Annotated in this window: 8 protein-coding genes; 1 reads left to right on the plus strand and 7 read right to left on the minus strand. The window is 57.5% G+C overall.

Going from position 1 to position 5,256, the window contains the following annotated elements:
- On the minus strand, nucleotides 1–1,312 hold a 1,312-nt coding region (locus R5H23_RS11380; RefSeq protein ID WP_317215495.1), incomplete at its 3' end, for a phage tail length tape measure family protein.
- A gap of 32 nt (nucleotides 1,313–1,344) precedes the next feature.
- Here R5H23_RS11380 and R5H23_RS11385 point away from each other — a divergent pair.
- The gene (locus R5H23_RS11385; RefSeq protein ID WP_317215496.1) at nucleotides 1,345–1,575 is read left to right on the plus strand and encodes a hypothetical protein; all 231 of its coding nucleotides are present in this window, start codon (nucleotides 1,345–1,347) and stop codon (nucleotides 1,573–1,575) included.
- Between the two features lies 1 nt (nucleotide 1,576).
- On the opposite strand, the gene R5H23_RS11390 is transcribed toward R5H23_RS11385, so the two are convergent.
- The 6 genes from R5H23_RS11390 to R5H23_RS11415 form a co-directional block, all read right to left on the minus strand.
- Nucleotides 1,577–2,218: a hypothetical protein gene (locus R5H23_RS11390; protein WP_317215497.1), complete on the minus strand. Its 642-nt coding sequence runs from the start codon at nucleotides 2,216–2,218 to the stop codon at nucleotides 1,577–1,579.
- Between the two features lie 2 nt (nucleotides 2,219–2,220).
- Nucleotides 2,221–2,577 (minus strand): hypothetical protein, encoded by a 357-nt coding sequence (locus tag R5H23_RS11395; RefSeq protein ID WP_317215499.1) that lies wholly within the window; start codon nucleotides 2,575–2,577, stop codon nucleotides 2,221–2,223.
- Between the two features lie 20 nt (nucleotides 2,578–2,597).
- The gene (locus R5H23_RS11400; protein WP_317215500.1) at nucleotides 2,598–3,035 is read right to left on the minus strand and encodes a hypothetical protein; all 438 of its coding nucleotides are present in this window, start codon (nucleotides 3,033–3,035) and stop codon (nucleotides 2,598–2,600) included.
- Between the two features lie 99 nt (nucleotides 3,036–3,134).
- Nucleotides 3,135–4,382: a phage tail tube protein gene (locus tag R5H23_RS11405; RefSeq protein WP_317215501.1), complete on the minus strand. Its 1,248-nt coding sequence runs from the start codon at nucleotides 4,380–4,382 to the stop codon at nucleotides 3,135–3,137.
- Nucleotides 4,383–4,443: 61 nt separating this feature from the next.
- Nucleotides 4,444–4,929 carry a hypothetical protein gene (locus R5H23_RS11410; RefSeq protein ID WP_317215502.1) on the minus strand — a complete coding sequence of 162 codons (486 nt, stop codon included), beginning with the start codon at nucleotides 4,927–4,929 and terminating at the stop codon, nucleotides 4,444–4,446.
- Between the two features lie 11 nt (nucleotides 4,930–4,940).
- On the minus strand, nucleotides 4,941–5,256 hold a 316-nt coding region (locus R5H23_RS11415; protein ID WP_317215503.1), incomplete at its 5' end, for a hypothetical protein.

Below are 5,256 nucleotides of genomic sequence, written 5' to 3' on the forward strand. Positions count from 1 at the left end.
CCTCATAGGCGACGTGCGCAGGCTGAAAGCTGTCCATCCATTTTTTGGCTGACTGGAGTTCATTGCCCAGAGAGGCCAGAGCCTGAACGCCCTTTGTGGCACCCGCTACAATGCCGTCACCGATTTCATCCACAAACGTTTTGGCACTCGCAAGCGGAGCTGCCCAGGCATCTTTCAGGTCATGCAAGGCCTGCTGGAACGGCGTCAGGCCCTGACGAGCTGCGCCAGATGTCGCCGTCCCGACCTGCTGCATCAGCAGTTGCCAGGCCTGAAGGCGGTTGCCCGAATTCTGAAGATCTTCAATTTGGCTGACGAGGCCTTGATGGATCCCGAGCAAACCCTTGTCGGCAAAGTCCTGGGCTGCCTTGGCCGGATCGGCATAGGCATCTGCCATGGTCTTGGCAGCTTCTGGAACCGTCTCGCCCATGACTTCGGCCAGATCCCGCGCTTCAGCTGACAGCGTCCGGAGACTGGAACCGTCAATCGTGGGCACAGACGCAAAAGTCGTGGTAACGGACCGGCTGTCATCCAGAGACAGATCGCCGCCGGAGGAGAGCTGGCGCGCCGCCGCCTCGGCTGAGGAAGCCATGGCCGTATAGTCATCGCGCGTTGCCCGCAGGTGCTGCGACAGGGTCGCCAGTGTTTCCTGTTCCGCCTCGGCAGCCGAACCCACCTTATAGATGGCAGCAGCCCCCGCCGCAGCCGCGACAGCCAATCCTCCTGGTCCAGACAGAAACCCGCCAGCAATCTTGAGAGCCGTACCAAAACCGCCCATCGTCTGAACGATGTTCGGAACCTGGTAAAAGGCTGCTTTCAAGGCAGACCCGCCAGACATGACCTGATCAAAAAACTTGTGAGCCTCATCAGCCACAATACCGAACTGGTAGCCGGACAGTTTGACCTTGTCGGTCGTGTCCTGAAGGGCATTGCTAGCACCCTTTGCTGATTTTACAGCTGTGTCATGAGCATCTGAGAGCTTTTTGACCTTGGCGGCCTGCGCATCAATCGTCCGAGCTGCCTCAGCCTGCGTTACCTCGCCTTTGCGGACACCTTCGTTGACGGTTTCCGTCACCTCACTCAGCTTATCCTGCGCCTTTTGCAGGGCTGTTGCTGATTTTGTGACTGCATCCAGACTCTTAACCCAGCCTTCTGCTGTCTTGGAGGTCCGGGTAATTTTAGTATCAGTGACTTCGACAGATTCACCGACCCGATCCAAGCCGTCTGCAACCCTGTCGAGAGCATCCGCATCTGATTGAGCAGAAGACGCAATTTGGCTGCCATAGGCAATTTCAATCTGCTCTACAGTCGGCATAATGTACGCCTTTGCGTCATTCAGAGGTTAAAATGAAAAGAATCTTATTACTTGCCATTGCGACAATTCTTACAGGTTGCACGACTGCATCGAGCGTCCCGAAACCGGGCGGCGGGGCCTATCACATCATCGGGTGTGGAACGGCTGCGCCATTAAGAATTTGCTACGAGCGCGCCAACAAGGAATGTCCAACGGGCTATAAAGTCATCAGCACGGATAATGATGGCGTGCGGAAAGAACTGACTATTGATTGCGACAAATGACTCATTGTCGTCTGATCAAAATCAGAGCCGGGTAAGTAATAACACCTCCAGCTTTGCGATCCTTTCCTCTGCCATTTCGACGCAGGGTGTAAGGTGCATTTTCCAGAAGACCAGAGGGCACCGTGACAAAGGCACGTGCGGCATTAACAGTCGGGAATTTTCGCTGCACGGATTGGCGAACGGCCTCCACGATGCCCGGAGGGACGCTCATTTTCTTCATGGCACCCGTGTCAATCTTGCGCGCATAAGGCTGCGGATTGACGATCATGACCTCCATCCCATCAGGAACGTCCGCCACATCGCCTGTCCAGGGCTTCCCATCGACCACAACGACCCAACTGTCCCTGTATCGTCCCGAACGAACTGGAGAGTGCTCCTTGCAGAGCTGAAGCGCAGCCTTGGCTGCTAGGCCCATAACGTTGAATTTATAGAGAATGAATCCTTCAGGGCGGACGGAGCTTTCTGGCGCGCCCTGCCGGCCATCCACGTTCGTGGTCCAGTGCGGAGGAGCATCGCCACTACGGACCGCTTGATCGCGGACCTGAATGGCAACAGCGGCAAGCCGCGCCGATTGAGCAGCCGGAGAAAGCGCCCGGTCCCGAAATAGGCGGATATTTCGGGCCACACTTCGGGGAGAGGCCATGCTCATTTCCTGATGAGGGTCTGAAGGTTCTGCGTGATCGTGCTGTTTCGATCCTTGAGAAACACTGCATCGAGCACTCGAATGAGATCCAGAACATACGGGCGTTCTTCGGCTGTTACGCCGTTGACATCACACCACCGGTCAATCGCCATCCACGAGATTGGACCTGGACGCGAGACAATGGAGATTGTTCCCATAGATGCGCCAATGCCGTCTGTCATCCAAGCGCGGTCATGTTGGAGTTCATGCCACGCCCGCCAGGGCATTTCGTTCCAGGGATCGGGAAGAACACGCACTTCCAGTGCCGCTTCTCGAATGTCGGGAACTTCGTTGTCCCCGACATAGGCACCCCACTCCAATTCCCATTGGAGTGCCGCAATCAGTTTCCCGCAGCAGCCTTGGCTTGTTCTGCACGTTCGCTGCCGACCTTGCCCGCGGCCATGATGGCAAGGGTTGTCAGGGCGGGATAATCGCCGCTTTCCAACATGCTGCGGAAATCATCCACGCTCACCGGCTGGTCATCGCTACCGTCAAGGCCGCGCACGCCCAGAACACACTCACGGGCGATCGCCTTTCCCTGACAGACATCGTCCGTCGTAGGCGGAAGAGCATCCGGCGCATAGAAACCCGCCCCAACACGCTGCGAGCGGTTCAATTCCCGTGCCGCTTCTAGGCGAAGTGCATAGAGTGTGTCGCGATAAGCTGGCGTAAAGCCGCGCGTAGTGATGAAGAAAGTATCCCCTTCCGGGCCGACTTCGATTTCGTCACCCTGGGCAACCTTGGACGGATTACGCGAAAAGGCAGACAGCTTTGCCATGTTCATTTTTCCAAAAAGAAAAGAGGGCCGGGCTTCGACCCTCTGGGCATAAAAAAAGCCACCCGAAGGCGGCGCGAAAACTCAGTCAGACGGCGGAAATCAGACGCCTGCGACGATCCGGCGAATGCCGAACGTGCCGCCACCAGGAAGCGGGTTTCCGGTCACGGAAACGGTGGCAACGATGGTGCTGTTCTTCTGGCTGATCGGGTTGGTCGGATTGAAGATCCGCCCGTTGAGCATCAGGAACTCATAGCCGTTCCCAGACTGGTCCTGGATCGAAACAGACACCACGCCTTTCTGGCCAGCCTGCCAGGCCAGGAACTGCGTGTAGTCCTTGAAGAAATACTGGATCTCCATCCGGGCCTGGAGCGAACCGAACTGGACGCCACACGCGCCCACATGACCCATGCCGGTGTCCTGGGCATTGCCATTACGCGACAGGGTGATCGAGGCGCTGCGAATGCAGCCGGCAGGTGCTGTTCCGAAGATCTTGCAGCCGAGAAAGCCATCCACCGTATTCATGATGGCAGTGGACGTGGCTGCGTTCACGGAGCCAGAGACATCGACAGTGGACACCTTCATGTCAGAGCCCACGACATCGATCTGAATGGTTGGGGCCTGTCCCTGCTGCAGAGAAATCTGCACCTGGCTGACCATGTTACCGGTGAAATGCTGCCACTGTCCCGCCAGGGCTTTACGGAAAGTGAAGGTCTTTCCCAGCTTGTCATTGACCAGACTGTTGAACGTGACCTGCGCGTCTTTATTCAGGGCGTAAGTCGTGCCTGATCCTACAAGCGCATCAAAACTGTGGAGGGGAACAACAAGCGTTGGCCCCAAGCCCCCACGCAGCAGCAGATGATAGGGCAGAGAGATACTGAAATTTTTGGTCTGATCAACAATCTGAACGACGCCAGCCTTTTGAACGCCGGAGACGTCAAAATTATTCATCAGGATGCTGTCGCAGCTATAGCCCACAAGGTTTGCTGCTGTGACGTCATTGACCGCAGCGACCCACGCATCATTATTGGGAGACCGCTCTACTGAAACCCAGTCAGCGCCCAGCACGCCGGCCAGCAGATCGTCATAGGTGCCGTAAGAGACAACGCCGTTGATACTGCCTCGGGTTGAGCGTGAGGTCAGAACGGTTTCAGCATCTTCCGGGATATCGTTGATCTCATCCGGCGTGGCGACACCATCCTGAACGGCGAGGCTTTCGCCCGTCATCCGGAGGCGCTGGTATGCCCCGCCTGGTGCCACGTTGAATGTGGTCTCCAGAGCATAGTCCAGCTTGCTGGTATTGGTCTGTTCGCCGGCGGCATAACCGGCCGTCGCCCCTGTGTAAGGCATGCTTCCCTCATAAAAAAAGCCGCCCGAGGCGACTGTGAAATGGATCGAAGATCAGGGCGGATCAGCCCCCGGAGACGGTTCCGCCAGAGCTGACTGTGGAGCCTGAGCTGACAGGCGTAGTCCCGGACGAGACCGTGCCACCACTGCCGGACGTGACAGCCGGTGTGGCCGGCTGCGCGGCAGGCTGGGCATCCGTCGGGATGAGGCCCAGGCGGTAATTGAAAAACCGTTGCAGAGAGAGACACATGCCAGCGGCATCAGCGCCAAAAGACCCCAGCGTCTGGCCGTCAGGCGTAAAGGTACTTGCAGCGCCATCAGCCTGCGCCAGAACATTGTAGAGCTTGCCGGACTCAGCCTCATCAGGCGTAACTGGAGCAGCCTGACCGGACACGGCCTGATAGGGCCACACGCCTGCACGACAGCCCGGTTCCGCACTTTTGGCGGCAATGGCGACAGCGTCAGACGTGCTGTCTGCCGCAATCTCTGATGCGCCCAGGCGATAGGCATTCGAGCCCGCAGCGGTTTCAAGAAGAGCAAAGTATTTCATGAAAGTCCCTTTCAGGGCGTTGTCAGGACGCGGTCCTGGTAGCGGTAGTCCACCATCAGCGAGAACCGGAACCAGTTGCCTTTGTCATCAGCATCTGGAGGGTCAAAACCTTGGCCGTCGTAGTAGAGGCCTTCCGGCAGCGGGGAGACCGGGACGCGGAAGGCTACCGAGAGCGCTTTGCGCATGGTGATGGCTGAGAGTGCCCCGGATCCGCTTTCGACCATCAGGTGCAGCCAGATCTGGCCGGTTTCTTCATTGACAATCTCACCAGCGCCGAAGCGATCGGCAGAAGCGCTTGCCACTTCAAACAGGACGAAAGGTCCATCA

The organism is Gluconobacter sp. GP1, assembly GCF_032913585.1.
In the GTDB taxonomy this organism is placed as follows: domain Bacteria; phylum Pseudomonadota; class Alphaproteobacteria; order Acetobacterales; family Acetobacteraceae; genus Gluconobacter; species Gluconobacter cerinus.